The 26,685-nt window shown below is 74.2% G+C and carries 19 protein-coding genes; 8 read left to right on the forward strand and 11 right to left on the reverse strand.

Features of this window, described 5'->3' with window-relative positions:
• Positions 1-9 precede the first annotated feature (9 nt).
• Positions 10-1,101 carry a uroporphyrinogen decarboxylase gene (gene hemE, locus EAD96_RS28740; protein WP_199733330.1) on the reverse strand — a complete coding sequence of 364 codons (1,092 nt, stop codon included), beginning with the start codon at positions 1,099-1,101 and terminating at the stop codon, positions 10-12.
• A 166-nt stretch (positions 1,102-1,267) separates the two neighbouring features.
• Here hemE and EAD96_RS28745 point away from each other — a divergent pair, with 166 nt between their 5' ends.
• Complete coding sequence (locus tag EAD96_RS28745; RefSeq protein WP_120571001.1) at positions 1,268-1,840, forward strand: DUF3000 domain-containing protein; 573 nt, start codon at positions 1,268-1,270, stop codon at positions 1,838-1,840.
• Between the two features lie 98 nt (positions 1,841-1,938).
• Here EAD96_RS28745 and EAD96_RS28750 read toward each other — a convergent pair whose 3' ends face one another.
• Together EAD96_RS28750 and EAD96_RS28755 are read right to left on the reverse strand one after the other, a co-directional pair.
• Positions 1,939-2,754, reverse strand: coding sequence for a hypothetical protein (locus tag EAD96_RS28750; protein ID WP_121686446.1), 816 nt, complete (start codon positions 2,752-2,754; stop codon positions 1,939-1,941).
• A gap of 87 nt (positions 2,755-2,841) precedes the next feature.
• Positions 2,842-4,200 carry a trypsin-like peptidase domain-containing protein gene (locus tag EAD96_RS28755; protein WP_121686447.1) on the reverse strand — a complete coding sequence of 453 codons (1,359 nt, stop codon included), beginning with the start codon at positions 4,198-4,200 and terminating at the stop codon, positions 2,842-2,844.
• A 235-nt stretch (positions 4,201-4,435) separates the two neighbouring features.
• On the opposite strand from EAD96_RS28755, the gene EAD96_RS28760 reads away from it, so the two are divergent.
• The 4 genes from EAD96_RS28760 to EAD96_RS28775 all read left to right on the forward strand — a co-directional run bounded on the left by EAD96_RS28760 (position 4,436) and on the right by EAD96_RS28775 (position 10,051).
• A complete protein-coding gene (locus EAD96_RS28760; protein WP_121686448.1) occupies positions 4,436-5,758 on the forward strand; it encodes a ribonuclease D in 1,323 nt (440 codons plus the stop codon).
• A gap of 101 nt (positions 5,759-5,859) precedes the next feature.
• Complete coding sequence (locus EAD96_RS28765) at positions 5,860-7,056, forward strand: thiolase family protein (protein ID WP_091420004.1); 1,197 nt, start codon at positions 5,860-5,862, stop codon at positions 7,054-7,056.
• Positions 7,053-9,116 carry a 3-hydroxyacyl-CoA dehydrogenase NAD-binding domain-containing protein gene (locus tag EAD96_RS28770; protein WP_120571006.1) on the forward strand — a complete coding sequence of 688 codons (2,064 nt, stop codon included), beginning with the start codon at positions 7,053-7,055 and terminating at the stop codon, positions 9,114-9,116. The genes EAD96_RS28765 and EAD96_RS28770 overlap by 4 nt, the downstream gene beginning before the upstream one ends.
• A gap of 188 nt (positions 9,117-9,304) precedes the next feature.
• Positions 9,305-10,051, forward strand: coding sequence for a hypothetical protein (locus EAD96_RS28775; protein ID WP_121686449.1), 747 nt, complete (start codon positions 9,305-9,307; stop codon positions 10,049-10,051).
• A 57-nt stretch (positions 10,052-10,108) separates the two neighbouring features.
• Here the strand turns inward: EAD96_RS28775 and EAD96_RS28780 are convergent, their stop codons facing one another.
• From EAD96_RS28780 to EAD96_RS28795, 4 genes are all read right to left on the reverse strand, one after another.
• Positions 10,109-10,495: a VOC family protein gene (locus tag EAD96_RS28780; RefSeq protein ID WP_121686450.1), complete on the reverse strand. Its 387-nt coding sequence runs from the start codon at positions 10,493-10,495 to the stop codon at positions 10,109-10,111.
• Between the two features lie 204 nt (positions 10,496-10,699).
• Entirely contained in the window at positions 10,700-13,249 is a 2,550-nt protein-coding gene (locus tag EAD96_RS28785; RefSeq protein ID WP_121686451.1) for a malectin domain-containing carbohydrate-binding protein, read from the reverse strand.
• A 205-nt stretch (positions 13,250-13,454) separates the two neighbouring features.
• On the reverse strand, positions 13,455-14,597 hold the full coding sequence (locus tag EAD96_RS28790; protein ID WP_120573901.1) for a cell wall metabolism sensor histidine kinase WalK: 1,143 nt from the start codon (positions 14,595-14,597) through the stop codon (positions 13,455-13,457).
• A 20-nt stretch (positions 14,598-14,617) separates the two neighbouring features.
• Positions 14,618-15,286 carry a response regulator transcription factor gene (locus tag EAD96_RS28795; RefSeq protein ID WP_120571010.1) on the reverse strand — a complete coding sequence of 223 codons (669 nt, stop codon included), beginning with the start codon at positions 15,284-15,286 and terminating at the stop codon, positions 14,618-14,620.
• Positions 15,287-15,756: 470 nt separating this feature from the next.
• Here EAD96_RS28795 and EAD96_RS28800 point away from each other — a divergent pair, with 470 nt between their 5' ends.
• On the forward strand, positions 15,757-17,130 hold the full coding sequence (locus tag EAD96_RS28800; protein ID WP_233586210.1) for a peptidase C39 family protein: 1,374 nt from the start codon (positions 15,757-15,759) through the stop codon (positions 17,128-17,130).
• Here the strand turns inward: EAD96_RS28800 and EAD96_RS28805 are convergent, their stop codons facing one another.
• Together EAD96_RS28805 and EAD96_RS28810 are read right to left on the reverse strand one after the other, a co-directional pair.
• Complete coding sequence (locus EAD96_RS28805) at positions 17,131-18,423, reverse strand: PQQ-binding-like beta-propeller repeat protein (protein ID WP_121686453.1); 1,293 nt, start codon at positions 18,421-18,423, stop codon at positions 17,131-17,133.
• Positions 18,420-19,676 (reverse strand): PQQ-binding-like beta-propeller repeat protein, encoded by a 1,257-nt coding sequence (locus tag EAD96_RS28810; RefSeq protein WP_121686459.1) that lies wholly within the window; start codon positions 19,674-19,676, stop codon positions 18,420-18,422. The genes EAD96_RS28805 and EAD96_RS28810 overlap by 4 nt, the downstream gene beginning before the upstream one ends.
• Positions 19,677-19,781: 105 nt before the next feature.
• On the opposite strand from EAD96_RS28810, the gene EAD96_RS28815 reads away from it, so the two are divergent.
• Positions 19,782-21,638, forward strand: a complete 1,857-nt coding sequence (locus tag EAD96_RS28815; RefSeq protein WP_233586212.1) for a hypothetical protein — start codon at positions 19,782-19,784, stop codon at positions 21,636-21,638.
• Between the two features lie 9 nt (positions 21,639-21,647).
• Here EAD96_RS28815 and EAD96_RS28820 read toward each other — a convergent pair whose 3' ends face one another.
• Together EAD96_RS28820 and EAD96_RS28825 are read right to left on the reverse strand one after the other, a co-directional pair.
• Positions 21,648-23,432, reverse strand: coding sequence for a hypothetical protein (locus tag EAD96_RS28820; RefSeq protein ID WP_121686455.1), 1,785 nt, complete (start codon positions 23,430-23,432; stop codon positions 21,648-21,650).
• Complete coding sequence (locus EAD96_RS28825; protein WP_121686456.1) at positions 23,390-25,321, reverse strand: hypothetical protein; 1,932 nt, start codon at positions 25,319-25,321, stop codon at positions 23,390-23,392. Before EAD96_RS28825 ends, EAD96_RS28820 begins: the two co-directional genes overlap by 43 nt.
• Before the next feature lie 156 nt (positions 25,322-25,477).
• Here EAD96_RS28825 and EAD96_RS28830 point away from each other — a divergent pair, with 156 nt between their 5' ends.
• Positions 25,478-26,668 (forward strand): hypothetical protein, encoded by a 1,191-nt coding sequence (locus EAD96_RS28830; protein WP_120573903.1) that lies wholly within the window; start codon positions 25,478-25,480, stop codon positions 26,666-26,668.
• Positions 26,669-26,685: the final 17 nt, after the last annotated feature.

Below are 26,685 nucleotides of genomic sequence, written 5' to 3' on the forward strand. Positions count from 1 at the left end.
TGTCTCCTCCTAGCGCTCCGGTCGCGCGGTCAGTTCGTGCACCAGCGCGACCACCCGGGTCAGCACCTCGGGGTCGGTCTCCGGCAGGACGCCGTGACCGAGGTTGAACACGTGGCCGGGAGCGGCCCGGCCCTGCTCGACGATGCGCCGCACCTCGGTCTCCACCGCCGGCCAGGGGGCGAGCAGCACCGTCGGGTCGAGGTTGCCCTGCACCGCCTTGTCCGGGCCGATCCGGCCGGTGGCGACGTCCAGCGGCGTACGCCAGTCCACGCCCACCACGTCGGCCCCGGCCTCGCCCATCGCGCCGAGCAGCTCGCCGGTGCCCACCCCGAAGTGGATCCGCGGCACACCCGCGCCGGCGAGCCCGCCCAGCACGTACGTCGAGTGCGGCAGCACGAAACGGCGGTAGTCGGCCTCGGAGAGCGCGCCGGCCCACGAGTCGAACAGCTGCACCGCGGAGACCCCGGCGTCGATCTGCACCTGGAGGAACGCCAGCGTCACCTCGGCCAGCCGCGCGCACAGCGCGTGCCACAGGTCCGGGTCGCCGTACATCAGCGCCTTCGTCTTGGCGTGCGTACGCGACGGGCCGCCCTCGACCAGGTAGCTGGCGAGCGTGAACGGAGCGCCGGCGAAGCCGATCAGCGGGGTGTCGCCCAGCTCGACGACGAGCCGGCGGACCGCCTCGTCCACGTACGACACGTCGTCGCGGCCGATCGGGCTGATCCGCTCGACGTCGGCGGCGGTACGGACCGGCTCGGCCACCACCGGGCCGGTGCCAGGCACGATGTCCAGGTCGACGCCGGCCGCGGCGACCGGCACCACGATGTCGCTGAACAGGATCGCCGCGTCCACGCCGTGCCGGCGCACCGGCTGGAGCGTGATCTCGGTGACCAGCTCGGGCCGGCGGCAGGACTCCAGCATCGGCACGTTGGCCCGGATCTCCCGGTACTCCGGCAGCGACCGGCCGGCCTGGCGCATGAACCAGACCGGGGTGTGCGGGCCCGGCTCGCGCCGGCAGGCGCGGACGAAGGGCGAGTCGGCCGGCCCGCCGCGGCGGGGTTCTCCGTCTCGGGCGGCAGTGCCCGTGGTGTCGGTGGTCATCGCGGCAATCGTGCCACGCCCCCGGTGCGCGCCCGCGCTCACCGTCCGCATTTGTGACGTAGAAGGAAGGGCACCCGCCCGACGCCTCCGGCAGAGCGTCGCCTTAACCGTCGATCACCCGGCGCGCCGTCGCGCGCCGCGCGGTGAGCGCGCATAGGCTGCCCGCATGGCCCCCCCGATCGCGCTCCCGGAAACGTTCGCTCGCGCGGTCGCGGGGCTGCGGTCGGTGACACCCCGCCCGGAGATCGTCCTGGAGGAGGTCGGCGCGCCGCAGCGGCTGGCCCCGTACGCGTTCGCGCTGTCCGCCGCCGTGATGCGCGACGACGACGAGGTGGCCACCGGCCGGCTGATCCTGCTGCACGACCCGGCCGGGCACGAGGCGTGGCAGGGCACCTTGCGGCTGGTCACGTACGTCACCGCCGAGCTGGAGGTCGACCTCGCCAGCGACCCGCTGCTGCCGGGCGTCGGCTGGACCTGGCTGACCGACGCGCTCGACGTGCAGGGCGCCGGGCACCGGGCGATCGGCGGCACCGTCACCCAGACGCTCTCCACCCGCTTCGGCGAGCTGGCCGGGCCGCCCGCCGCCGGTGACATCGAGATCCGCGCCTCCTGGACGCCGCTGCGCGCCGACCTCGGCCCGCACCTGCTGGGCTGGTGCACGCTGCTGGCCTCCACGGCCGGCCTGCCGCCGCCCGGTGTCACCGCGCTGCCCACCCGCCGCTCGGCGGGCGCCGCCTGACCGTCGTACCCTCTCCGCCGCCCGGCCGGCTCCGCCGCTGACGCCCGATGCGCGAAGGCCGCCCCGGGCGAGCCGGGGCGGCCTTCGGACGGACGCGGTCAGAGGTAGTTCTCGGCCTCGTCGCAGACCTTGTCCAGGCCCTTGTTGGCTGCCTCGAAGCCGGCCCGGTCGCCGCGCGACGCCGCCGCGATGGCGGTGGTCAGCTTGTCCAGGCAGCTCGCGATGACCTTCTTCTGCCGGGCCTGCTCGTCCCGGTCGTTCTTGGTGCCGGTCAGGTCCTGCTGGGTGTCCGACAGCCGCTCCTGGACCGTCTTCAGCTCGCCCTTGAGCTTCTCGATCTCCTGCTGGTTCGCCGAGATCGTGCCGTCACGCTGGCTGACCGTCTGCCGGGACTTGTCCAGCTCGCCGTTCGTGGAGACGTACAGGAACGTCATCACGCCGCCGAAGACGAACAGCAACGCGGCCACGAGGCCGAGCACCAGCGCGGCCCACTTCCGGCCACCGCCGGTCGCCGGCGCGGCGGCCGGCGGGCCGTACGGGCCGGGCGGCCCGGACGTCGGCGGCGGCGCGAAGCCGGGGCCGGACACCGGCGGAGCGGACGCCGGCGGAACCGACATCGGCTGCGCGTAGCCGGGGGCGGAGACCGGCGGGACGGATACCGGCGGCGCCGACATCGGCTGCGCCGGCGGGGGCACCGGGGCGGCACCCGGCGCGTATCCCGGCTGTCCCGGCGCGGCGGGCTGGTATCCGCCGTACCCGGGAGCGCCGTCGGACGCGGTGGGCTGGTGCAGGGTCGGCGCGGGCTGGTTCGGGTCGTACTGCTGGGGCGCGGGCCGGCTGCCGTACGGGTTGCCGTAGACCGTGCCCCCCGGCGCCGGGGGCGGGTTGTCGCCCCCGGCCGGTGGGTAGGACATGTCGTTCCTCCAGATGTGCTGGTCCCCCGCGGGGTGGCCCGATGGGCCGGGGTCGATGCGGTGCGGCCGGGCCGGTGTGGCCACCGGTCAGCAGAGCCGGAACCGGTCGCAGGCGGTCTTGATCGGCACGGCGAGCCCGATGCCCTCGGCGTTACGGGCCTTGGCCGTGGCGATGCCGACGACCTCCTTCGAACCGTTGATCACCGGGCCGCCGGAGTTGCCCGGGTTGATCGGCGCGTCGAACTGGATCACCGGGCCGCCGCCGCGCTCGTCCTCACGGAACGCGCTGACCACGCCCGTGGTGACGCTGTCCTGCAACCCGAGCGGCGCGCCGACCACGATGATCTGCTGGCCGGACCGCACCGGGGCGCCGGCCGCGACCAGCCCGGTGAACTTGGCGGTGGTCCGGAGCTGCGCCAGGTCCTTGTCCTTGTCGGTGGCGATGATGGTCGCCTCGAACCGCTGGTCCTTGCGCTCCAGGAACACCTTGCGCTCACCGGCGGTGAAGACCGCCTCGACCACGTGGAAGTTCGTCAGCAGCGTGGTGCCGCCGCCCGACGGCGCCTTGCCGACGGCGAACGCGGTACCGGTGAACTGCCCGGCCCGCACCCGGAACACGCTCGGCAGCACCGCGCTGGCCACCGCCTCCGGGTTGAAGGCCGCGTCGGCCTGCTTCTCCAGGCTGCCGGCGCGCTGCTCCAGGCCGTCGAGCCGGCTGGCGTCCGCGCCCTGCCCCTCGGCCATCCGCTTGTCGGCGGCGGCGAGCCGGTCGTCGAGCCGGTAGATCTGGTACGCCTGCACGCCGGTGACCACTGTCAGTACGGCGGCCAGGGCCAGCGCCACCACCGCCACCCGGCTGCGCCGGGACGCCGGGCCGGCCGGGCCGCCCAGGGGGGCGGGCTGACCCGGGTACGCGGGGCCCGGCTGCGACGGCCCGGACACCGGCTGGCCCGGATAGGCGGGCGCGGACACGGGCGGGCCCGGGTACGACGGGCCGCTGCCGGACGGGCCCGGATACGACGGCGCGGGCTGCCGGTCCGGGTACGACGACGGCCCCGCCCCGCCCGGATACGACGGCGTCGCGGAGACCGGCTGTCCCGGATACGACGGCGACGCGGCCGGCTGACCCGGGTACGCCGGAGCGGCGGACCGGGAGGTCTGCGCCGGTACGGCGCCGTAGGACGACGGCTGGGCCGGCGCGGCGCCGTAGGACGACTGGCCCGGCTGGGAAGGTGTGGTGCCGTAGGACGGCGGCTGGACGGCGGCCCGAGCCGAGGACACCGGGTAGCCGGGCGTGCCGCTCCACTCGGATCCACCGGCGAACGGCACCGGGGCCGAGCCGGCGGGCGGGGCGAAGCGCGGCGGCAGCGGCCCCGGCCGGTCGGCCGCCGTGTCGCCGCCGGCCTGCCCCGGCACGTCGTCGCCGGTTCCGTACCCGCCTGTCATGCTCGACCGTCCTCCCCGTCGGCTTCCGCCGACGCCCCCCGACCGCTGTGGCACGGCCCGTACGCCGTTCGCGGCTCGATGGACCGTACCGGCGGGAACGGGCTTTGTCTTCCCCCTTGTCCGACCCTCTCACGGCCCCGCAACCCGCACCTTTCCGGTCACCTGACGGCCGTCGCGCCGACACGCGCCCGACCGGCTGCGCACACCGGATCGTCCGGCCTACTAGGGTTGTCAGGTGACCGACGAACCACCCCTGCGCCGTCGGGCCGCCGAAAGCCGTACCGGAGAGGCGTCCGCCGATCCGACGTCGGCCCTGCCGGAGCCGGCGGACGCGGGGACCGAGACCGACCCGGGCGCGGCCGTCCCCCTGACCGCGCCGCGCGACGGCACGCCCGCCCCGGTGGCCACACCTGCCGAGTTGGACGAGGTCGTGGCCCGCTTCGCGGCCGGCACCGGCCCGGTGGCCCTGGACGCCGAACGCGCCTCCGGCTACCGCTACAGCCAGCGCGCCTATCTGGTGCAGCTGCGCCGCGGCGGCTCCGGCACCGCGCTCATCGACCCGCTGCCGCTGCCCGACCTGTCCGCCCTGGACGCGGCGATCGCCGAGACCGAGTGGGTGCTGCACGCGGCCAGCCAGGATCTCGCCTGCCTGGCCGAGGTAGGTCTGCGCCCGCGCCGGTTGTTCGACACCGAACTGGCCGCCCGGCTGGCCGGGTTCGAGCGGGTCGGCCTGGCCGCGCTGACCGAACAGCTGCTCGGGTTCAGCCTGGAGAAGCACCACTCCGCCGCCGACTGGTCCAGCCGGCCGCTGCCGGAGTCCTGGCTGACGTACGCGGCGCTCGACGTGGAGCTGCTCGTGGACCTGCGCGACGCGCTGGACGAGGAGTTGCAGCGGCAGGGCAAGTCCGGCTGGGCGGCGGAGGAGTTCGACGCGCTCGTGCGCAACGGCGCCCGTCCGCCGCGCGTCCGCGCCGAGCCGTGGCGGCGCACGTCCGGCATCCACCGGGTGCGCGGCGCGCGCGCCCAGGCCCGGGTGCGTTCCCTCTGGTACGCGCGGGACCAGATCGCCGCCCGCCGGGACGCCGCGCCGGGCCGGGTGCTGCCCGACTCGGCCATCGTGGCCGCCGCCGAGCTGGACCCGAAGGACGAGAAGACGCTGCTCACGCTGCCCGGGTTCGGTGGGCGGTCGGTGCGCCGGCTGGCGCGTACCTGGCTGGCGGCGCTGGACGACGCGCGCCAGTTGCCGGACGACGCGCTGCCGGTGAGCCCGACGGTGGAGGGGCCGCCTCCGCCGCACCGGTGGGCCGAACGCGACCCGGTGGCGGCCGGCCGGCTGGCCCGCGCCCGGGAGGTGGTGGTCGGCACCGCCGGGGCGCACCGCCTGCCGGCGGAGAACCTGATCGCGCCGGACTCGATCCGCCGGCTGGCGTGGCAGCCGCCCGCGGAGATCACCGACGAGACGGTCGCGGAGACGCTGCGCGGGTTCGGTGCCCGCGAGTGGCAGATCGGTCTGCTGCTGCCCGCTCTTACCGAGGCGCTGCGCACCCCCCAGCAGTAACGTCGGTGGCAGGTGTGAGGTGGGCCACGCGGGGGGTGGTGCCACGTTTGGTTACTGGCGAGTAGCATCCGGGGAAATGCCCGTGCCGAGGGAGGCTCCAAGTGCCCCGTGAAGTCCGGGATGTCGTCTTCGTCGACGGCGTCCGTACCCCGTTCGGCAAGGCGGGTGGGATGTACGCCAACACCCGCGCCGACGATCTGGTGATCCGCTGCATCCGCGAGCTGATGCGCCGCAATCCGCAACTGCCGCCGGAGAAGGTGGAGGAGGTGGCCATCGCCGCCACCACCCAGATCGGTGACCAGGGCCTGACCATCGGCCGCACCGCCGCCCTGCTGGCCGGCCTGCCCAAGACCGTGCCCGGCTTCGCCATCGACCGGATGTGCGCCGGCGCGATGACCGCTGTCACCACAGTGGCCAGCGGCATCGCCATGGGCGCGTACGACGTGGCGATCGCCGGCGGCGTCGAGCACATGGGCCGCCACCCGATGGGCGAGGGCGTCGACCCCAACCCGCGCATCGTCGCGGAGAAGCTCGTCGACCCGTCCGCCCTGGTGATGGGCTCCACCGCGGAGAACCTGCACGACCGGGTCCCGCACATCACCAAGGAGCGCACCGACGCGTTCGCGCTGGCGTCGCAGCAGAAGACCGCGAAGGCGTACGCCAACGGCAAGCTCCAGGGCGACCTGGTGCCGGTGGCGGTCCGCGACCCGGAGGCGGGCTGGGGCCTGGCCAGCGTGGACGAGGCACCCCGGGACACCTCGATGGAGAAGCTGGCCGGCCTGAAGACCCCGTTCCGGCCGCACGGCAAGGTCACCGCCGGTAACGCGGCCGGCCTGAACGACGGCGCCACCGCCGCGCTGCTGGTGGCCGAGGAGACCGCCCGCGAGCTGGGCCTGCCGGTCGGCATGCGCCTGGTGTCGTTCGGCTTCGTCGGCGTCGAGCCCGAGGTGATGGGCGTCGGCCCGATCCCGTCGACCGAGAAGGCGCTGCGCATCGCCGGCCTGAGCATCGACGACATCGGCCTGTTCGAGCTGAACGAGGCGTTCGCGGTGCAGGTGCTCGCCTTCCTCGACCACTTCGGCATCGCCGACGACGACCCGCGGGTCAACCCGTGGGGCGGCGCGATCGCCATCGGTCACCCGCTCGCGTCCTCCGGCGTCCGGCTGATGACCCAGCTCGCCCGCCAGTTCGCCGAGCACCCCGAGGTCCGCTACGGCCTCACCGCCATGTGCATCGGCATCGGCATGGGCGGCACCGTGATCTGGGAGAACCCGCACTGGGAGGGTGGAGACAAGTGAGCCTCGCCGCACCGAACGAGGTCGTCACCAAGGCGCTGCTGCGCCAGGTGGCCGTACCCGGGCTGGACCGGCCCGCCGCCCTCATCACCCTGGACAACGGCTTCGACCACACCAAGCCGAACACCTTCGGCCCGGCCGGCCTGACCAGCCTGGACGAGGCGATCACCGCCGCGCTGGCGGCCGAGCCGGCGTTCATCGCGGTCACCGGTAAGCCGTACATCTTCTGCGTGGGCGCGGACATCACCAGCCTGCCCGCGCTGGAGAACCGCGAGCAGGCGCTGGAGATCGGGCGGCTGGGCCACCGGGTCTTCGCCCGGCTCAAGGACAGCGGCGTCCCCACCTTCGCGTTCGTCAACGGCGCGGCGATGGGCGGCGGCCTGGAGCTGGCGCTGCACTGCCACTACCGGACCCTGTCGGCGGGCGCGGCGGCCCTGGCGCTGCCCGAGGTCTCGCTCGGCCTGATCCCCGGCTGGGGCGGTACGCAGCTGCTGCCGAACCTGATCGGCATCCCGGCCGCGACGCAGGTGATCATCCAGAACCCGCTGATGCAGAACAAGATGCTCAAGCCGAAGCAGGCCGCCGAGATGGGCATCGCGGACGTGCTGCTGGAGCCGGCCGACTTCCTGGAGCGGTCGCTGGAGTGGGCCGCCGGCGTGGTCCGGGGCGAGGTCACCGTGACCCGTCCCGAGGTCGACAAGGACATGTGGGCGGGCGTGCTCTACTTCGCCCGGCAGACCCTGGACCAGCGGCTGCACGGCGCGGTCCCGTCCGCGTACAAGGCGCTGGACCTGCTGGAGACGGCGAAGGACGCCGACTTCGCCACCGGCACCGCGGCGGAGGACGAGGCCCTCGCGGGCCTGATCTTCTCCGAGGAGCTGCGCAGCGGACTGTACGCCTTCGACCTGGTGCAGCGGCGGGCCAAGCGCCCGGCCGGCGCGCCGGACAAGGGCCTGGCCCGTCCGGTCACCAAGGTGGGCATCGTCGGCGCCGGCCTGATGGCCAGCCAGCTCGCGCTGCTGTTCGCCCGGCGGCTCCAGGTGCCGGTCGTGATGACCGACCTGGATCAGTCCCGGGTGGACAAGGGCGTCGGCTACGTGCACACCCAGATCGAGAAGGCCGTCAGCAAGGGCCGGATGGACAAGGGCACCGCGGCCAAGCTGTACGGCCTGGTGTCCGGCTCGGTCGACAAGTCCGTCTTCGCCGACGCCGACTTCGTCATCGAGGCCGTGTTCGAGGACCTGGGCGTCAAGAAGCAGGTCTGGGCCGAGCTGGAGAAGATCGTCAAGCCGGAGGCGGTGCTCGCCACCAACACCAGCTCGCTGTCCATCACCGAGATGGCCGCCGAGCTGGAGCACCCGGAGCGGGTGGTCGGCTTCCACTTCTTCAACCCGGTCGCGGTGCTGCCGCTGCTGGAGATCGTCCGCGGTGAGCGGACCGACGACGCCACGCTGGCCACCGCGTTCGCGGTCGGCAAGCAGCTCAAGAAGTCGTCGGTGCTGGTGAAGGACGCCCCGGCGTTCGTGGTGAACCGGCTGCTGACCCGCTTCCTCGGCACCGTGTTCGCCGCCGTCGACCAGGGCACCCCGCTGGACGTGGCGAACAGCGCGCTGGACCCGCTGGGCCTGCCGATGCGTCCGCTGGCGCTGCTGCAGCTCGTCGGGCCGGCCGTGGCGTACCACGTCGGCGGCACCCTGCACGAGGCGTTCCCGGACCGGTTCGGGGTCAGCGAGAACCTCAAGCGGATCGCCGACTCGGGTCAGCCGATCGTGGTCGACGACCAGATCAACGACGAGGTGGCGAAGCTGCTCGTGGTCGGTGACGAGCCGCTGACCGCCGAGCAGGTCCGGCAGAACGCGCTGGACGCGCTGGCGCAGGAGATCCGGCTCATGCTCGACGAGGGCGTCGTCGCCGAGGCGCAGGACATCGACCTGTGCATGATCCTCGGCGCCGGCTGGCCGTTCCACCTGGGCGGCGTCACGCCGTACCTGGACCGGACCGGCACCTCCGAGCGGGTGACCGGCAAGCGGTTCCTGCCGCGAGGCGTGGCAAGCCTGCGCTGACCGGCCGCAACGCATCGATCGCGGTGGTCGGGCTGTCCGTTCCGGACGGTCCGGCCACCGCGATCGGCGTCTGCGGCCCAGGTCACGGGTAGGTCGCGGTTTTCCGTCGTCGTCCCTTGTCGGGACAGCGGGCTGTCGGTGGTGCTGGCTACGATCACGCGTCCAGTTTTCTCACAGGAGCTGCCTACATGTCCCAGCCGCCGTCCAGTCCCTACTCCGGCAACTACCCCTCCCCCCAGCAACAGCCCGGTGGCTACCAGCCGCCGCAGCAGCCGCAGTACGGCGGTGACTACCCGCAGACTCCGCAGCAACCGCAGTACGGCGGCCAGCTCGGTGCGCCGGTCCCGCCGAAGAAGAAGTCCGGCGTCGGCAAGATCCTGCTGATCGTCCTCGCCGTGGTCCTGGTGCTCTGCGTCGGCGGCGGTGTCGCCGCCTACTTCGCCACGAAGGACACCGTCGACGAGGTGGTCACCGCCACCAAGACCCGGGTGGTCGAGCCGCAGACGCTCGGCGGCCGGGCGAAGGTCACCGACCCGCAGCTGCAGTCCGCCGCGGCGCAGATGAAGTCCGAGCTCAGCAAGGACGTGCCGGACGCGACCAGCACTGTCGGCGCCTTCTACGGCGACCCGGCCAAGAAGGACCTGGTCATGATCGTCGCGGTGTCCGGCCTCATGGCGGACCCGAAGAAGGAGCTGGCCGACGCCACCGCGGCGGTCACCCCGGACCTGGCCACCAAGGACTTCAAGACGGTCGACGCGGGCCCGCTCGGCGGCGACGCCAAGTGCTCCGACGGCAAGGCGTCGGACGTGCCGGTGGCCGTCTGCATCTGGGTCGACCGGGGCAGCCTCGGCATGGTGGTGGTCTACTTCAAGTCCGCGGCCGAGCTCCAGTCGGAGTTCGTGACGATGCGCGGCGAGATCGAGAAGCAGGACTGACACCCGTCACGCACCGGGCCCCCGCCGTCACGGCGGGGGCCCGGTGTCGTTTCCGGATCAGGCGGACGCGGCCCGTTCGGCGGGGCTCCGGCAGACGCAGAACTCGTTGCCCTCGGGGTCGGCCAGCACCACCCAGCCGATCCCGTCCGGCCGGCGCCGGTCGGCCACCAGCGTGGCGCCCAGCTCACGCAGCCGCGCCACCTCCTCGTCCCGGGTGCCCTCGGCCGCGTGCAGGTCGAGATGGAACGCGCCCTTGCCGTGCCGCTCGCCCACCTCGACGAACAGCAGGTCGGGGCCGTGCCCGCCGGGTGCGGCCAGGACCGCCTCCGGGTCGCCCGGGTGGTCGTCGTCGGCGAGCCGGCGGTCGAGCACGCGGGCCCACCAGACGGCCAGGGTGTACGGGTCGTCGGATTCGACGGTCACGCAGTGGATCTGTGCACTCATGGTGCTTCCTCCTGTGGGGAGCGCGCCCCGACGGAGTGGGAACGTCAGCGGGGAACGCGGGGCGCGGGACGGTTCACGACGGACATCGACCACACCCCCTTCCACCTCTCGGGCTGACCCGATGATCATGCCATCGACGGCCGGCCGGAACAAGCCGCCGGCCCGGCCCGCGGTTGCGGGACCGGGCCGGCGGGCACTGCCGCGTCACGGGCCGACGAAGACCGCCTTGGCGCGCCAGTCGACGCCGTCGACCGCCGGGCCGCTGCGCACCGTGAACGCCCCCGACGGAGCACCGTTCACCCAGTCGACGGCGGACAGGTCGCCGGTGCTCCGGTTCACCTTGTAGAGCGTGGAGCCGGCCACGAAGAGCGCGCCCGCGTCGGCGAAACCGCTCGCCCCGGACACGGAGAACCGGTCGGCGCCGACCACACCGCTGTCCGGCGTGAACCAGCGCCAGAACAGGCCGTTCTGCCCGGACAGCGAGTAGTAGAGCCGCCCGCCGGTGTAGAACATGCCGGTCACGTTCGGGATCTCGGCGTAGAAGCCGGTGGTCGCGCCGACGTACGTCTGCCCGGCCGGACCGGAGTTGGTCACCACGGTGTCCCAGTACGGGTCGTGGTACGGGTCCACCAGTTCGGGCGTGCCGAACGTGGTGCCGTCGAACGTCCGCCGCCACAGCGCGCCCTCGGCGCCGTAGAACAACGTCCCGCCGACCCAGAACGCGTTACGCGTGGCGGACCACACGGTCTCGTCCGGGTTCGCCACCGGGCTGGGCGCGCCGACGCCGGTCAGGCCGTCGTACGAGCGGACCTGCACCTCCTCGCCGGTACCGGCCGGCGGAGGCCCGGTCTTGACGATCTCGACGGCGTCGACGAGCGGGTTCTCCTTGACGTGGCGGAACTCGATGTCGACGGTGCCGTCGCTGGTCACCGTGAACTCCCGCATGGTGCCCACGTTGTGCCCGACGCTGGCGGACAGGTCCAGGTCGTCGAGGACGACGGTGCCGTCCAGCGCCACGTCGAAGACGCGGGTGTTCGGGGCGGAGGTGCCGTCGTACCGGTTGGCCAGGTAAAGCCGCACGTGCACCTCGGTGCCGGTGGGCACGGGGAACTGCCAGAGCATCTCCGCGCCGCCGGCCGGGTCGTACCGTTCGTCGCTGTAGAGCGCGGCCGGGGTGCCGGCCGGCACCGTCGCGTCCAGGCTGCCGACCGTATTGAAGCTGGAGGTCGAGCTGCCGGTGTTGTGGTACGGGCTGGGGCTGGAGCTGGTGTCGGCCGCCCAGTCCGGCCCGCCGTCGGTGGCGGCGACCAGCGGGCCGCCGGCGTTCACCCGGTGCAGCACGTTCGTCGGCTTCGGCAGGCCGGCCTGGTAGACGTTGCCGGGCAGCGTCGCCGTGGTGGTCGGGTGCGGAGCCTTGCCGCCGGCGAGCGGGAAGAACGCGATCCGCTCCCGCCGGTACTGGAAGTTGCCGATCCAGAGCGTGTCGCCGCCGATCCAGAGCCCGGACTCGGTGACGAGCATCTCGGACGCGCCGATGCCGCGCGGGTGCCGGCCCGGGTTCCAGGACAGCGGCAGGCCGTTGACCGGGTCGAGCGCGGCGATGCTGGCCCGGCCGACCGCACCGGCCCGGGCGTTGTCGGTGCCCGTGGTGTTGTTCAGCCAGCGGAGGTGACCGCCGACGTAGACCGCCTGCTCGCTGATGCCGACGGACAGGAACGTGTCGCCGCCGCTGTAGTCGACCCAGGTCGGCTGGAGAGCGGAGCCGGTCGCGCCGGCCTCCCAGCGGGCCGCGGTGTCGCAGAGCGTGCCGCTGTACGGGGCGCCGGTGGTGACCACCACGAAGTAGCTGTTGTCCGGGGAGAACGCGACGTCGCGGACGTACGAGTCGAACGACTGCCACTTGCAGCGCGGCGTGTACCGGGCGGTGTTCCAGTCCGCGACGGTGGCGGCGGTGGCGCCCAGGTCGAGCTTGACGATCTGGTCGTGCAGGACCCCGTCGGCCTTCTTGAAGTTGCCGATGACGACGAGCTGCGTGCCGTCCGGGGATACCGCCAGCTTCTCCGCGCCCACGCCGGCCTTGGCGCCGCTGACGCCGTCCCAGTTGTGGTTCTCGGTCAGCGTCGTGGTGAGGTAGCCGTCGACCGCGCCGGTGGTGGCGTTGAGCGAGGCGAGCCCGCCGCGCGGGTTGGGGTTGCCGGCCGTGGTGAAGATGCCGCCCACCAGCAGCCGGTCGCCGACCAGCGCGATGTCCTTGATCAGCCCGTTGAACGCCGGCGGCGCGAAGCTGGTGACGACAGCGCCGGTGGCGACGTCGAGCAGGGCCACCTTGCGCCGGGTCACGCCGTTGACGGTGTTGAACTTGCCGGCGACGAAGACGGTGCCCGCCGTGGGACCGCCGACGACGGCCGTCACCTCGTTGTCGAGCGTGGGCGCGAACGCGGTGTCCACCTGCCCGGTCGCCTTGTCGAAGGCGAGCAGGTAGTCACGGGGGATGTCGACGTCGGAGTTGCGGTTCTGCACCCGGGTGAACGAGCCGCCCGCGATGATCTTCGTACCGGCGTCGTGGATCGCGTCGACCGAGCCGTCCTGGACGTCGGGCGAGGCGGCGGAGGGGACGGTGTGGACCACTTTGTCGTGGCCGGGCGCGGCGTTGGCCGACGCGGGCGTGGCCGGGGAGAGTCCGGCGACGGTGAGGGCGCCGGCGGTGAGGACCGCGAGAAGACGGCGGCGGCGCGGGGCCGAGGGGTGGGTCACGGGCAGCTCCGGTGGGTGAGCAGGGTGAGGCGTCGCTGCGCTCACTCTCCGTTGATCCACGCCTCCGCGTCCAGCGGGAGCGGCGCATTCTGCCCGACCACCGGGCCGCCGCGGCCGACCACCGTCGGGTCCGGGCAGGACAGCCGAGGCCGCCCGCACGAAAAGGTGAGGCCACCTCACCGCCTGGTCGGCGTGACGTGGGCGGTCAGGTGGACGCCGGCGGGTCGGCCGACGGAAGCGTGACTGTCACCTCCAGGCCGCCGCCGGGCTGGGCGACCGCCTTGACCGTGCCGCCGTGCGCGTCGCTGACGGCCCGCACGATCGACAGGCCGAGACCGGAGCCGCGCGCGCCGGTGCGTTCCTGGCCGCCGCGCCGGAACGGCTCGAACAGCCCGGGTACGTCGGCCGGGGCGACCTCGAAGCCGGTGTTCCCCACCACCAGCCAGGACCGTTCCCCGTCGGTGCCGGTGCGGACCCAGATCCGGCCGTGCAGGTGGTTGTAGCGGACCGCGTTCTCCACCAGGTTGCCGGCGAGCCGGTCGAGCAGGCCGGGGTCACCGATCACCGGCGCCGGGCGCAGCGAGGTGTGCACCTTCAGGCCGATGCGCTCCACCTCCCGGGAGACGGCGGACAGCGCGTTCGCGGTGCCGATGGCGAGGTCCGACTCGGCGCGCCGGGCGAGCCGCCGTCCGGTCTGCGCCTCGCTGCGCGCCAGCACCAGCAGCGCGTCGACGAGGCCGTTGGCGCGCTCGGAGGCGTCGCGCACCACACCGGCCATGCGGCGGTACTCGGCGAGGTCGGCGTCGTCGTCGCTGAGCGTCACGTCGATTTCGGTACGCATCACCGCCAGCGGTGTCCGCAGCTCGTGCGAGGCGTTCGCGACGAACCGCTTCTGCGCCTCGAACGCGCCGCTGATCCGGTCGAGCATGGCGTCGAACGTCTCGGCCAGCTCGGCCACCTCGTCGTCGGCGCCGGACCAGCCGATCCGCTCGTCGAGCGTGGCCTCGCCGAGCCGGCGGGCGGTGGCGGTGACCTGGTGCAGCGGGCGCAGCGCCCGGCCGGCCACCAGGTACGCCCCGGCCACCCCGACCACGCTGATCGCCAGCAGCGCGAGCAGCCCCTTGACCAGCAGTTCCTGTGACGCGGCGTCGACCAGTTGCCGCTGCCACTGCCCGGCGTCGAGCGTGCGCCCGTCGGTGAGCACCACAGTGGTGCCGGGCAGCAGCTCGTCGGTGGGGCGCAGCGCGTCGCGGACCAGCAGCCAGGCGAGCAGCACCAGGATCGCCCCGGCGCCGACCAGCAGCACGCCGTTGAGCAGGGTGAGCCGCAGCCGCAGCGTCGGCCGCACCCGGCGCGCACTCCGCGCGTTCACTGCCGTACCCCGCCGATGCGGTATCCCGCGCCCACGACGGTGTCGATGAGCGGCGGCTCGCCGAGCTTCTTGCGCAGTGTCATCACGGTGACCCGGACGATCGTGGTGAACGGGTCGGTGTTGGCGTCCCAGACCCGCTCCAGCAGCTCCTCGCTGGAGACCACGGCGCCGCGCGCCTTGAGCAGCTCGGCGAGCACGCCGAACTCCTTGTTGGTGAGGTCGAGCGGCACGCCGCCCCGGCTCACCACCCGGCGGGCCGGGTCGAGCACCAGGTCGGCCACCTCCAGCACCGGCGGCGCGGCCGGGGTGGCGCGGCGGCCGAGCGCCTGCACGCGGGCGACCAGCTCGTCGAACGCGAACGGCTTGGCCAGGTAGTCGTCGGCGCCGAGCTGCAGCCCTTCGACCCGGTCGGCGACGGTGCCGCTGGCGGTCAGCATCAGCACCCGGGTCAGCGCGCCGGAGGCGGCCAGGTCGGCGCAGATCCGGTCGCCGTGCACGCCGGGCAGGTCGCGGTCCAGGATCACCACGTCGTAGCGGGTGACGAACGCCGCCTCGTGCCCGGCGTCGCCGTCGTAGGCCACGTCGACCGCCATCCCGCGCTTGCGCAGCCCGCGCGCGATCGCGTCGGCGAGGTTGCGCTCGTCCTCGACCACCAGTACCCGCATCCCGGCCTCCCACCTCGTGACCCCTGACAACCTAGTGCGGCAGGCAAAACCCGCCGTCGGAGGAGCCATCCACCCGAGACGGCCGTCGACGAGCGCACACCGGGAAGCGCCCTTGGCGCGCGCTCGGGCCATCCCACCCGGCCCGGAGCCCAGGGTTGTGACTCACCGTGACGTTGGCGCCGATTCACGACTTCGTCACGCACCGTGGTGGTCGTTCGCTCCCCCGAACGGGACGACCAGCAGGCCATATCTCCCTGACCAGCAAAGACTCCGAACCGGCCTCCGCCGGCGGAGATACCCCTTCGCGCCCTTTGCTCTGCAGCCCCATGCGCAGCGGTAGCCGTAGGTCACCGGTGCGCCGATGGCTGCAGAGCAAAGGGCGCGGGGGTGACCATGCCGCGGACGGGCTGCGGTTACGGTCGGTGACAGGCCGCCAGGCCGATCGCCGCGTGCGGCGGCACGGGTCGCCGTTGCAGAAAACCTTCGGGTACGCGATGCTCGGCGGCGATGATCGACAAGCGCAGCAGCCACTGGTCACGGCCGTGCCGGGCGGGTTCCCGATGAGCGGCCGCGACATCACGTACCACCGGTTCCGCTTCCCGGCGGACCGGGACCGGGGTCGTGCGGACGGGCTGCGCGCCGGGCCGGACGGGCTGACGCTCGACGGCGATCCCGGCCGGGTCACGCACACCGACCCGCACTCCGGGACCACAGCCGAGTACGCCGCCGGCACCTGGACCTCCCCCGTGACGCCCGTCGGCTTCGCCGTCACCGAGCTGGTGCCCTCCTGGACCGCCGACACCCCGCCCGGCTGCTGGCTACGGGTCGAGCTGCGCGGCTGGGCCGACGACACGGCCGCCACCGGCTGGTACGAGCTGGGCCACTGGGCCGCCGACGACAGTGCCGTGCACCGCGCGTCGGTACCCGGGCAGGAGGACGACCGGGCGCGGGTCGCCGCCGACACGCTGCGGGTGACCGGCGCGACGGTGACCGGCTGGCAGGTCCGGGTGACGCTGTTGCGGCGGCTCGACGCGCCCGCCGGCCCGGTGCTGCACACGCTCGGCGTGGTCGCCTCGACCGACCCGCCCAGCGGCGCGCAGGCCGACGGCGCGGACACGATCAGCGCGGACGCGACCAGCGCGGACGCCGGCAGCGCGGCGGCCATCGGGGCGGCGACCGGCAGCGCGGCGACCGGTGACGCGACGGCCGCCCGCGGCGGGGATGCGGGCGCGTGGGGACGGGTGCTGGACGTGCCGCGGTACGCGCAGCGGCTGCACGCCGCCGGGGAGAACCGCTGGGGTGGCGGCGGCGACTCCTGGTGCAGCCCCACCTGCGTGTCGATGGTGCTCGACTTCTGGGGCGCCGGGCCCACCCCGGACCGGTACGCCTGGGTGGCGCCGCCCGGCCCGCGACCGCAGGTGGTGCACGCCGCCCGGCACTGCTACGACCACGCCTTCGGCGGGCCGGGCAACTGGCCGTTCAACACGGCGTACGCGGCGACGCACGGGGTGGACGCCTTCGTCACCCGGCTGCGCTCGCTGGCCGAGGCGGAACGGTTCGTGGCCGCCGGCATCCCGCTGATCGTCTCGGCCGCGTTCACCGCCGGTCAGGTACCCGGCCTGGACTACGACACCCGGGGACACCTCATGGTGCTGGCCGGCTTCACCGCCGACGGCGACCCGGTGCTCAACGACCCGTACGCGCCGGACGACGAGCGGGTCCGCCGCACCGTGCCGCGCGGGCCGTTCGAGAGCGCCTGGCAGGCGGGCAGCGGCGGGATCGCGTACGTGCTGCGGCCGGAGTCGACGCCGCTGCCGCCGCCACCGGCGCAGGCCAACTGGTGATCAGCGGCCGACCGGCCAGATTGCCATCCCCCCGGTCGGGCGCAGGCACACCAGTTCCGTACCCGTGTCCGCGCACTCGGACCAGGCGCCCGGCAGGATCCCCCGGATCCGTACCTGCCCGGCCGCCACGTCCAGCGCGCCGACGAGCGTCCGGTCCTCGGTGAGCGTGCGCAGTCCGATCAGCGGCCCGGACTGCAGGCCGTTGCCGGAGACGCGCCAGCGTCCGAGCCGGGCCAGCACGCGGCCGGTCGGCGGGTCCAGCACCGACAGTTCCAGTTCCTCCCCGACCCCGCGCTCGGCGGCGATGAGCCGGTCGCCGACCGGGCCCATGCCCAGCCAGCGCTCGTCCGACCAGGCCGGACGGCCGGTGGCCGGGTCGAGGGCCTGCGCGCCGCCCACCTGGTCGCGCAGGCACACCATTCCGGCACAGTCGGCGAACCAGAGCCCGGCGCGGGAGCCGACCGGGAGGCTCCACCGCTCGTCGAGCCCGTCCAGCCCGTACCCGGTGACGGTGCCCCGGGCGTCTTCGACCAGCAGCAGATCGGCCACCACCTGCGCGTACCGGTAGGTGGCGCGATCGGCCGCGGGCGCCACCTGACCGGTGTGCGCGACCGCGCCGGAGTCCGCGTCGTACACGGTTACCCGGCCCTGCGGGGTGACCAGCACGAGCTGCGTCACCCCGTGGGTGTCGTGACGGTATCCCACCTCCTGACCGGGCACGGGCAGCGTCCATCGCACCGCGCCGGAGCCCGGGTCCACGGCCCGCACGGTGCCCGCACCGGGCGGGCGGGGATTCTCCAGCAGCAACCCGCCGGACGCGGTCCGGACCGGGTAGCCGGGGTGCCGCCAGCGCAGCGTGCCGGTCGCCGCGTCGAGCATGGCCGACACCGAGTCGCCGTCCCCGGCCGGGCTGCTCGTCACCAGCAGTCCCCCGCCCACGGCGGTAAGGTCGAGCACGTGGTCACCGGCGGTCAGCGCGAACCGCCACACCGGTTGCCCGCCGGGCAGCCGGTGTGCGGCGACCACCCGCCCACCCCGGCCGATCGCACCGGGGCCGTCGGCCACCACCACCCGGTCCGGCAGGAGCACGAACGCCGCACCCTGCGGGGCGGGCACCCGGATCGGCTCGGGCCGGCGCGGCGGCGCGGCGGCGGCGGTGACCACGAGCAGCACCAGAGCACCGAGCAGCGCCACCCGTGCCGTCCGGCCCGGCGGCCGGCGGGGCGGCCGGTCGTCCGGCTCGTCGGCGGACTCGCCGTGCCGCATCTCCCCCAGCTCGATCACCGGGCTCACGTCAACCGCCGCACCATGTAGTCGCCGCCGGGCCGGCGGCAGACCAGCAGCGTCACGCCCGTGGTGCAGTCGGTGCCGGTGTACGTGCCCCGGACCGAGGGCGGGTCGCCGGACAGGGCCACATCGGCCAGGAGCCGGCGGCCGCCGCCCAGCGGTCGTGTCGCCAGCAGCGGGCCGCCCGACTCGTGCTGCGGGACCAGGGTCCAGCCGCTGAGGTCGGCGATCACCCGCCCGTCGTCCTGGTCCAGCACCGCCAGGCCGGCGTCGAGGTCGGTGTCGGGGACGCCGACGAGCAGCCGGCCGCCACGCTCCGCCGACACGCCCACCCACCGGTCCACGCTCCAGCGCACGGCGCCACTCACCGGATCCAGCGCGGTCGTCCCGCCGGCCAGCCCGGCGGCGCAGAGCAGGGCGCCGCAACTCTCGGCGTGGCCGACGAGCTTCCGCGCGACGGTCCAGCGCGGCCGGAGCGTGTCCAGGTCGTACGCCTCGATGGCTCCGTCTCCGTCGCGGAACTCCAGCAGCAGCCCGCTGGCGATCTGAAACCGGCGCGGGCCGGGCGATCGCACCGGGTACAGGTCGCGGGCCACGAGCCGCGCGCCGGTGCGCGCGTCCACGACGACCGTCTGCCCGGTCATCGGGGACAACACCATGCGCACCGGCCCGGTCGGCTCGAAGTCGAAACCCAGCACGCCCGTCATCGGCGCAGTCCACACCGTACGGCCGTCGGCCGGGTCCACCCCCATGATCGACGTCGTGGTGTCGGAGGTGGCCGACTGGATCAGCAGCACCCGGCCCACCGCGAACGCGATTCCGGGCCGGTGCCAGACGTCCGTGCCGGTGGCCGCGTCGTACGTCACCGTCTGCCAGTCCGTGTCGTCGACGCTCCGGCCCGCCACGATCACCCGGCCGTCCTGCTCCCACACCGACACGGCGGCGCCGGTGCCGGGCAGCCGACTGCGCCACCGCTCCCGGTCGCCCCGGTACGCGACGAGTTCCCGCCCGCCGCCGGTGCCTCCGCGGTCCGGTTGCACCACGTACACCACGTCACCGGAGACGAACACGGCCGATCCCAGCCCGCCGGGCAGCGTCCACTCCGCCGGGCGTCGGGGCGGCGTCGCGGCGGTGAGGGTGAGCAGCGCCACCAGCAGCACCGCGAGAAGGCGGAACGGTCGCCCGACGGCGCGCGGCGGGCGGGGCGCCGGACCGGGTGAGGCGTCGTCGCGCATCTCCCCCAGATCGATGACGGTCACGACCATCCTCTCCCGCGCGCCGGGCCGCCGCCCGACCGTGACCGGCCGCGTGACGAACCGCCTGTACGATGGCGCGTCGTGGCCGTGCCCGTGGTGGACCCCTCGTTGAACCCCTCGTCCGTCGAGGCGGACGCCGTCGTGGCCGACCCGCCACGCCGCGCCCGCCGCCGGCCGGCCCGCGCCGACGTGCTGGCCATCGGAGCCTATGTGCTCCTCGGCGTTCTCGTCTGCCTCAACTACTGGGGCGACGTGGAGCACCGGGTCTCCTCACACCTGCCCACCGACCACAGCTGGTTCGAATGGCTGTTCGCGCACGGCGCGTACTCGGTGCAGCACCTGGAGAACCCGCTGTTCACCACCCGGCAGAACGCGCCGGACGGGGTGAACATGATGGCGAACACCTCGCTGCTCGGGGTGACGTTGCCGCTGGCGCCGCTGACGCTGCTGCTCGGCCCGCAGGTGATGTACGCGCTCTACCTGGGCGCCGCGCTGTCCGCGACCGCCGCCACGTCGTACTGGGTGCTGTCCCGGCACCTGGTCCGCTCGCGGGGCGCGGCGTTCGTCGGAGGCGCGTTCCTCGGTTTCGCGCCGGGCATCGTGCACCACGCCAACGGGCAGCCCAACTTCGTGTCGAACTTCCTGCTGCCGCTGATCGTGGCCCGGGTGCTGCGGCTGGGTGAGCCGGGCCGCTGGCGGCGCAACGGGTTGGCGCTCGGGTTGCTGGTCGCGTACCAGATCTTCATCAACGAGGAGATGCTGCTGCTGACCGCGCTGGCCTGCCTGGTCGTCGTGGTGGCGTTCGTGGTGCAGCGGCCCCGCGCGGCCCGCGAGCGGGCCGGGTCGTTCGTGGCCGCGCTCGGTCTCGGCGGCGGCCTGGCGCTGCTGCTGACCGCGTACCCGATCTGGTTCCAGTTCAACGGCCCGCAGTCCTACCGCGGCTTGCAGGGCGGCGTCTTCCACAACTGGGGCGAGGACCTGGTCGCGTTCGTCACGTTCGCCCGGGACACGATCGCCGGTGACGAGGCGGTGGAGAAGACCATCGGCCTGACCGAGCAGAACACCTGGTTCGGCTGGCCGCTGGTGCTGGTGGCGCTGGCCGCGCTGGTGCTGCTCGTCCGCCGCTCGGTGCCGGCCCGGATCCTGGCCGTGCTGGTGGTCGTGTTCACGATCGCCTCGATCGGCCCGGTCGTACGGTTCAACGGCACGGAGACCGACATCGACGGGCCGTGGGCGTACGTGCCGGACGACCTGCCGCTGGTCGAGATGATGATGCCGACCCGGTTGAGCCTGGTCGTGGTGGCCGCCGTCGGCGTGCTGCTCGCCCTGGCGTGGGACGCGCTCGCCGGTGCCGGCCGCCCGCCGGTGCCCGCCCCCCGCTCCGGCGCCGACGACGGCGGGGACGACGCGGACGGCGAGCCGGCCGCGCGCGACACGCGCCGCCGGGTGCTGCGCCTGGCCGGGCTGGTCGCCATCGCCGCCGCCGTGGTGCCGCTGATCCCGCGTCCGCTGCCGGCCGAGCGGATCGACCCGCCGCCGCACTTCATCACCGCCGGCGGCTGGCGGCCGTACGTGCCGGAGGGCCGCACGCTCGTGCCGGTGCCGATCCCGAGCAACGTGCACGGGCTGCACACGCTGCGCTGGAGCGCGCTGACCCGGCACGAGTTCCCGGTCCCGGGTGGCTACTTCATCGGCCCGAACGAGCGCGGCGAGGGCGTCTTCGGCGCCCCGAACCGCCCCACCAGCACGCTCATCTACGCCACGATGGACGCCAACGAGGTGCCGGAGATCACCGAGGAGAACCGCCGCCAGGCCGTGGACGACCTGCGCTTCTGGCGGGCCTCGGTGGTGGTGCTCGGGGCCGGCCCGCGCGAGGCGGTGCTGCGCGACCTGATGGCCGAGCTGCTCGGCCCGCCGCAGCGGGTGGACGACGTGTGGATCTGGGACGTCCGCGACCGGGTGTGACCCCGCCGGTCAGCCGACGAGCGGCCGGACGTCCCACAGGTATCCGCCGGGCACGTCCCGGCCGGGGCCGACCAGCGCGTCCACTGTGGCGCGGACCGGGTCACCGGGTGACGAGTCGCCCTGCACCAGGGCCGCCGCCCGCCAGTGCCGCAGGTCGTCGACCGCCTGCCGGCGTTCCGTCTCACCGACCGGCGGCACCCGGCCGGTCTCGGCGGCCCGGCGCAGCAGCAGCGACGTGGGCCGGTCCGGCGCGCCCCAGCGGGCGGCCGGGTCGGTGGCCGACCGCGGGCCGATGAAGTAGCCGCCCGGCGCGTCGAACGCCAGCGCGGTGCGCGCCGACCAGAACATGGCGGGGCTGACCGCCGCGCCGGTCACCGGCGGCACCGGCACCAGCGTCCGGCCCGCCGGCACGTACTCCCGCCAGCCGCCGCCGGACACCACGGCCGGGACCGGCGGGACCGGCACCGCGCGGATCGGCGTCGGCGCCAGCGGCAGCAGCGCGGCGGCGACCGCGCCGGCCCACGGCGCCCAGGTGCGCACGCCGCCGCGCCGGACCCGGTCCAGGGCCAGCGCGAGCAGCACCCCGAGCACCGGTACGCAGACCAGCGCGAACCGCGCCGGCACCACCAGGTCCAGCAGCGGCACCCCGGCGAGCAGGCGGTACGGGCCGGGCAGCCCGGTGTCGTGCCGGTTCACCACCACCGGGGAACCGAGTGACAGCAGCGCGAACAGCAGGCCGCACGCGGCGAGCGCGCGCACCAGCGGCCGCCGCCACAGCCGCACCACCACGAGTACGGCCAGCAGCGGCAGGAACGGACCGAAGAACGAGTTCTGCTCGGTCGGGTTCGGTGACAGCAGCCCGGCCCGGTGGGCGTCCCCGGCGACCGTCTGCCGGGCGGTGGCGGCGAACGAGACCACGTCCAGACGGTAGCCCTCGGTGTGGAACGGCATGCCCCGGTAGTGGCCCGGCCCGGCGAACTGGAACCACAGCGGGTACGCCAGCAGCACGCCCGCCACCAGCGCGCCGACGCCCAGCCGGCGGGCCACCACCGGCGCCAGGCGACGCGCGGCGGCCCGGTCGGCGAACGCGTACGCCCCGGCGAACACCCCGGCGGCGAGCGCCAGGAAGACCAGCACCTCCTCGCCGAGGAACACCTGGTACGCGACCGCGAGCCCGAGCAGCACGCCGTCGCGGCGAACCCGGTCGGTGGCCGGGCGGAACACCAGCGCGAGGATCACCGGCACCAGGAACTGGGCGGCCATGTGCAGGTGCGCCCCGGCCTGCGCCACCATGCCCGGGGCGAAGCCGCAGAACAGGCCACCCACCGCGGCGGCGGCCCGGGAGCGGACCAGCCGGCGGGCGAGCAGCGCGTACCAGGCGGTGGCGGTGCCGGCGAGGCTGAGCGTCACGGCGACGAGGAAGGCCGCCTGGGAGCCGAAGACCACGGTGACCGGGGTGAGCGGCACGCCCAGCCCGAGCACCGACGTGTTCGCCATCAGGTTCACCCCGTCCGGGGCGTTCAACGCGCCGCTCCACAGCGGGTTCTCGCCGCCGGTGACCGCGCGGGCGGCCCGGGCCAGCATCCACTCGAACAGCATCTGGTCGCCGGCCTGGTGGAACAGCCGTTCCGGCCGGCGCCACTGGCCGGTGGTGAGCAGCACGGCCAGACCGAGGTAGCCGGCCACCACCAGCACGTCGACCGGGCGGGGCCGGCGGCGGCGGGGCGCGGCGGCGGGGACCGCCGGTTCGGTCAGGCGGACCGGCTGGTCAGTTTCCGCACGTCCCACAGCCACACGTCCAGCTCCTGCCGTCCGGGGCCGACCAACTGCTCCACGGTTCGGCGCAGCGGCTCGGCGTTCTGCTCGTCGCGCGGCAGCACCACCACCGCCGCGTTCCAGTGCCGCAGCTCGTCCAGGTAGCGACGGCGCTGCCGATCGTCCAGCTTCGGCGTACGGCCGGTGGACGATACCTCCCGCAGCATCTCGCCGATGCCGCTGGGCCGGCCGCCGAAGCGTCCGGGGTCGCCGGTGACGCCGTTGCGCGGCGCGAGGAAGTAGCCGCCGGGAATCTTGAAGTCGAGGTTGGTGCTGGCCGCCCAGCGCATCGGGTCGGTGTTGCCCATCGCGGGCACCGGCACGGACACGAGCGTCTGGTCCGGCCCGACGTACTTGCGCCACCGGTCGGCGGTGATGAACTCCGGCACCGGCTCCCGCGTGGTCACCTGCAACGGCATCGGCGCGATCGGCAGCAGCGCGAGGACCAGGCCCGCGGCGGTGAGCCTGCGGGCGGTACGCCGGTCCACGCCGCGCAGCGCCCAGGCGCGGCGCACCGCGTACGCGAGCAGGATCGCCACCGTCACGCCGGTGATCAGGCCGAAGCGGGTCGGCACCACGGCGTCGAGCAGCGGCAGCCGTACCAGCAGCTCCCACGGGCCGGTGGCGATCTCCCGGTCCCACCAGGAGATCCGCTCGCCGAGGGAGAGCACGGCGAAGAACAGCCCGGTGGCGGCGAGCGCGCGGACGATCACGTCCCGCCGCAGCCACACCACGATGCCCACGACCAGCAGCGACAGGCTCCAGCCGAAGAACGCGTTCTCCTCCGAGTAGTTCGGAGCGAGGTTGACGTTGGCGCGTTCGTTGCCGCCGAACGTGGGCGAGCCGGGCGCGAAGAAGGCGGCGATGTCGTTGCCGTAGTCGCGCACCGCGTCGCTGAGCCCGTGGTACGCCATCGGCCCGGCGAACTGCACCCACAGCGGGTACGCCAGCAGCGCCCCGGCCAGCACCGCGCACACCGCGAGCCCGGCGCCGAGCGGCCGCCACGCGGTCGCCCACCGCTCGCGCTGCTGCACCACCACGGCGATCAGGAACACGCCCAGCGCCAGCGCGGTGAAGAGGAGGATCTCCTCGTTGATGAACGCCTGCGCGGTGACCAGCAGCGCCAGCAGCACGCCGTCGCGGACCGGCCGGGCCGACCGGGTCAGCACCAGCACCCGCCACACGATGAACGGCAGCAGGAACTGGCTGATGATGTTCGGGTGCCAGTTGGCGTGCGACAGCATGGCCGGTGAGAACCCGCAGAACCAGGCCGCCACGGCGGCGGCCGGGCGGTGCCGGATCAGGTGCCGGGACAGCACCCGGTACCAGGCGGCGGCGGTGCCGGCGAGGCCGAGCGTGACCAGCGTGACGAAGGAGACCGCCGGTCCGAACAGGAGGGTCACCGGCACCATCGGGATGCCCAGCGCCAGGATGGCGGTGTTCGCCATCAGGTTGACGCCGTCGGGGTAGTTGAACTGCTCGGTGAAGAACGGGAACTCGCCGTGCAGCACCACCCGCACCGAGTGGGCCAGGAAGAACTGCACCTGCGCCGGGTCACTGCTGTAGAGCGCGGCCACCCGCCCGGCCGGGTCGACCCAGATGCCGCTGGTGACCCAGATCGCGGCGAGCAGGAATCCGCTGTACACCGTGAGGTCGATCCGGCGGCGGGTCCACCGCCACCGGCGCGCGCGCCGCGCGCCCGGCGTGGCCGGCGCCTCCGGCTCGGCCGGCGCCGCGGGCGTGGTCGTGGCCGCCCGCTCCGGCGCGTCGGCGACGGTGAGCGGTGGTGGGTCCAGGGTGACGGCGCGGTGGCCCGTCGGGGCGGCGGCGTCCGGCGTCGAGGCGCCGCGGGTCTCGGCAGGCGTCACAGTCGGCGGAGTCTACCGGAGCCGGATATTGGTACCCGAATCGCCCGTCACGTTCCGCAGTGGGCGATCGGCCGAAAGGGTGAGCCGGGCGCGGCCGGGTGACCGGCCGTCTCGTACCATGTGGGCTTCCGACCGACGACCGGCGAGGGGATCAGGGTGCTTTCAGCCCGCCGAGGCGCTACGACGGGCACCGCGCTGGCAGCTCTGCTGCTGGTCACGGTCGGATGCGGACCGGTCGCCGAACGGCAGCCGGCGGACCTGCGGGTCGGCTACGACAGTCTGGACGGCACGCTCGCGGTGTGGCCGCCGCGCGGCAGCCTGGCCCGCGACGCCGAGGCCACCGCCGCGATCACCACAGCGGTACGCGACTGGCGCTCCCCGGTGGACGACCGGGTGCACGTGCCCACATCCGGCATCCTCTTCTCCGGTCAGGTCGCCGGGTCGGCGCTCGCACTCGTCGCCGCCGACGTGCCCGGCGAGGCCGCGTCCTGGCTGCTGCAACTCGACCGGGACGGGCAGCGCTGGCGGGTCGTCCACGCCACCGAGTACACCGACCCCGGTTACCTGGTCTACTCCGACGTGCTGCCGGTGCGGGAGCCGGCCGGCCGCCGCTACCTCACCTCGGCCCGCGTCGAGCGCCTGACCGGACCCGACGGCAAGGTGCTCGGCAGCACCGACGGCGTCACCGACCCGGTCGCCGTACCGGCCTGCCGGGCCGTCGAACTGACCGCGACGCTGCGGTCCACGCCGTCGCTGCCGCGCGGCCGGGCCGCGGACCGCGTCCTCGACCTGGGTACGGCCACCGAAGCGCCCCGCTATCCCCTGGTACGCGACGAGACGGGCGCCGGGAAGCGCGCGCTGACCGGACTGGACACCTGCGTGCTGGCCGGTGAACGGGGTCCGTTCGGCAGCGTGCCGCGCCGCATCGGCGACCGCGAGGCGCCCCGTTCCGCGCCGGAGTCCTGGCCGATGGCGAAGATCGCGACGCGGTCGCTCGGTTCGGTGGCTCTCGGCGAGGGCGAGCCGGGCGAGTTGGAGCAGCTCAGCTGGGAGACGCCGGCCGGGACGATGACGGCGGTGGTCTACCGTCCGGCCGACGGCGGAACTCCGGTGGTGTCCCCCGCCGACCGGTCCACCACGCTTCAGGCGTACCACCTGCCGATGCCGGGCCGGCCGCTGGCGGTGCTGTCCTGGCGTACCCGGGACGCCTCGTTCTCCGCCCCGCCCGGCACGACGCGTCTGGTCGACCGTCCCGGCCTGGTGGTGGTCGAGCACACCGACCAGAGGCAGACGTTCAGCCTGGCCGGCACCGAGAAGACCTGGTACCGCTCCCTCCCCACCCCCTGACCTGACCCGCGCTTCTG

This window comes from Micromonospora sp. BL1 (genome assembly GCF_003667485.1).
Lineage (GTDB): Bacteria > Actinomycetota > Actinomycetes > Mycobacteriales > Micromonosporaceae > Micromonospora > Micromonospora tulbaghiae.

Coding starts and splice junctions, on each gene's coding strand:
- EAD96_RS28750 (WP_121686446.1), bottom strand. CDS start 2,754: ATGTCCTACCCACCGGCCGGGGGCGACAACCCGCCCCCGGCGCCGGGG.
- EAD96_RS28755 (WP_121686447.1), bottom strand. CDS start 4,200: ATGACAGGCGGGTACGGAACCGGCGACGACGTGCCGGGGCAGGCCGGC.
- hemE (WP_199733330.1), bottom strand. CDS start 1,101: ATGACCACCGACACCACGGGCACTGCCGCCCGAGACGGAGAACCCCGC.
- EAD96_RS28775 (WP_121686449.1), top strand. CDS start 9,305: ATGTCCCAGCCGCCGTCCAGTCCCTACTCCGGCAACTACCCCTCCCCC.
- EAD96_RS28780 (WP_121686450.1), bottom strand. CDS start 10,495: ATGAGTGCACAGATCCACTGCGTGACCGTCGAATCCGACGACCCGTAC.
- EAD96_RS28795 (WP_120571010.1), bottom strand. CDS start 15,286: ATGCGGGTACTGGTGGTCGAGGACGAGCGCAACCTCGCCGACGCGATC.
- EAD96_RS28745 (WP_120571001.1), top strand. CDS start 1,268: ATGGCCCCCCCGATCGCGCTCCCGGAAACGTTCGCTCGCGCGGTCGCG.